The sequence below is a fragment of the Spirillospora sp. NPDC052242 genome (assembly GCF_040679555.1).
Classification (GTDB): Bacteria; Actinomycetota; Actinomycetes; order Streptosporangiales; family Streptosporangiaceae; genus Spirillospora.
In genome coordinates this window covers 1-2,292 of record NZ_JBFAUZ010000112.1, presented here as the reverse complement: position 1 = coordinate 2,292, position 2,292 = coordinate 1, and the positions used below count along the sequence as shown (strand labels likewise).

The 2,292-nt window shown below is 73.2% G+C and carries 2 protein-coding genes; both read right to left on the bottom strand.

The annotated features are described in order from the left end of the window. Positions 1–189 (bottom strand): hypothetical protein (locus tag AB0L25_RS41015; protein ID WP_500179054.1); only part of this gene is annotated, 189 nt, incomplete at its 3' end. A gap of 580 nt (positions 190–769) precedes the next feature. Then, positions 770–2,077 (bottom strand): DUF4190 domain-containing protein, encoded by a 1,308-nt coding sequence (locus AB0L25_RS41010; protein ID WP_500179052.1) that lies wholly within the window; start codon positions 2,075–2,077, stop codon positions 770–772. Positions 2,078–2,292: the final 215 nt, after the last annotated feature.

Here is a 2,292-nt window from a genome sequence, read left to right as displayed (position 1 = left end):
GAGGCCGTCCGCCGCCTCACCGCCGACCGCACGGTCGTCCTCGTCGCCCACCGCCCCGCCCTCGCCGCCCTCGCCGACCGAGTCGTCCACGTGGACGAAGCAGATGACGGGCGCGTTCCGTATCCCCTGCTCGGGCTTGCCGACGAGCCAGGTGATCTCCAGTTCGACGGCGTGTGCGCGGGGGAGCATCCGCTGAGCCTTCGCGGCGCACTCACGGTCGGCCTTCTCGTCGATCTCCTGCTGCGGGCGCGGGTGCCACGTCGCGCCCTCGAAGGCGGGGACGTCGAGGTTCGCGTAGAGCTGGTAGCGGTGCGGCCGCGTGCACGGGACCGGCCGGGCGATCTGGACGGGCCACGTCTCGTAGTCGAGGTCGTCGAGGTCCTCGATGCACTTGCCGACCTCCAGTGCCGCGCAGCTCGTCAGGCTCGGGTCGAGAGTCTCGGCCAGCCGGGTGTCGAGTCTTGCTGTCGCACCCCTTCCACCTGCGGCGCCGCGCTGAGAGGGGCGACCGCGATCACCTCGCCCTGGTGGGGCCCGTCGCAGGGGACGGCCTTCACGAGCGTGATCTCCGTGGCGTCCGGCTCGACCCCCGCGTAGGTCGGCGCCGGCGCCTCCGGCCGGTGCGGCGGTGGCACGGGCGGCGGGCCCGGGATCACGCCCGAGGGCGCAAACGGCCCCGGGATCGCGCGGCAATGTAATGATCCCGCATAACGGACCGTGTGCTTTCGGCACTTGATGCCGAAACATGATCGCTTCGGGGGTTCGCCGGTCAGCGGGGGGCGAGGGAGCCTCGCAGGCGTTCGCCGGGCACGTTGACCATGCACACGACCGTCCGGATCCCGATCTCCCAGTCGTACGGGTGGGGCGGCACCACGAACAGTTGGAGGTCGGGCCTCGGCAGCCGGGGCCAGGTCTTGACGGCGTGCGCCTCGCACTGGCTCATCACCTGCTGCTCGAGCGCCTTCCTGTCCGGATACGGCGGATACGAGAGCGGGTCGTCCTCCAGGCCGGGCTGGAACTCGTAGGTGGCGAAGACCTGGGCGAAGTGCGGCCTGGAGCAGGACACCGGGGAGACGAGGGGATGCTTCTCCTGGGCCCAGCCCTTGATGCAGCGCCAGCGGGAGAGTTCCTCGTAGGTGCGCAGCTCGGTGTTCACCGTGTCGGCCAGGCCGCCCTTCCGCTCGTCGTCGTGGTGGACGGCGCAGATGGTCTTCCGGCGGCCCGTCTTCCATCCCACGTTGTTGGGCACCTCGGTGTAGGGCTTGAGGGCCGGGTACAGGGGGCTCTTGCGCAGCCGGCCGATCTCGCGACCGCACACGACGTGGGCCGCCCGCTGGGCGCGATCCTCGCCCGGCCACGGCCCGTCCGGCAGCGCGGTGTGCATGACGACCTCGCCCGTGTGGGGTTCGGCGCACGGCACCGCCCGCACCAGCCGGAGCCGCTCGGTGGAGTCGTAGTCGGTGAAGCAGTCGCCCTTCCGCAGCGCCGAGAACGCCGTCGTGCCGGACTCCGAGATCGAGCCCGACGCGTCGCGCTCGGGCGTGAACACCGTTTCGACCGCGACGGGCAGGAGCACCGAGACGGCCGCCGACCAGGCGGCGGCCGCGGCGATGCCCACGATCGCGAAGCTCTTGCCCGTCCGGGTCTTGCGCCGCCGGTGGACGAGCGCGGCGATGCCGAACCCGAGGGCGAGCGGGACGAGCCCGACGAGTCCGGTCACGAGTGCGGTGACGGCGAGCCCGCTCGTCCGCGCCGGTTCCTCCGGCGGCTGCGGGCCGCCCACGGGCGGAGCGCCCTGGTTCGGCGGGCCGGGCGCGGGCCAGGAGGACGACGGGAAGGGGGCGGCGCCCGTTCCCGGCCGGCCCGGGGGTGGGGCGGCGTCCATCTCGGGGAGGTCCGTGAAGGGCAGGGCGCCCGTGCCGGGGGGATCCGGGAAGGGGACGGCTCCCGACGGGGGCGTCGAGAAGGGGACGGCGCCCGATCCCGGGGTGTCCGGGAAGGGGACGGCGCCCGACGGCCCCTGGGAGGGATCGCGCGGCTGGTCGTCGGCGCCGTGGGCGTCCGGAGGCGTGGTCACACCGCGAACTTAATGATCTTGGATGACGGATCGGGTCCGTTTTCGGGGGTGACGCCGAATATGACCATTATCGGCCGTTTTGCTGAAACGTGCCGTGGCCGGGGCGGGGGGCCCGCCCCCGCCGGGGCGGGGAGGCCGGCGGCGGCGGCAGCACGGCGGTATACCCCCCGCTCACCCCCCAGACCCCGGTGGTGACTGCCCAGGGCGGGAACGCC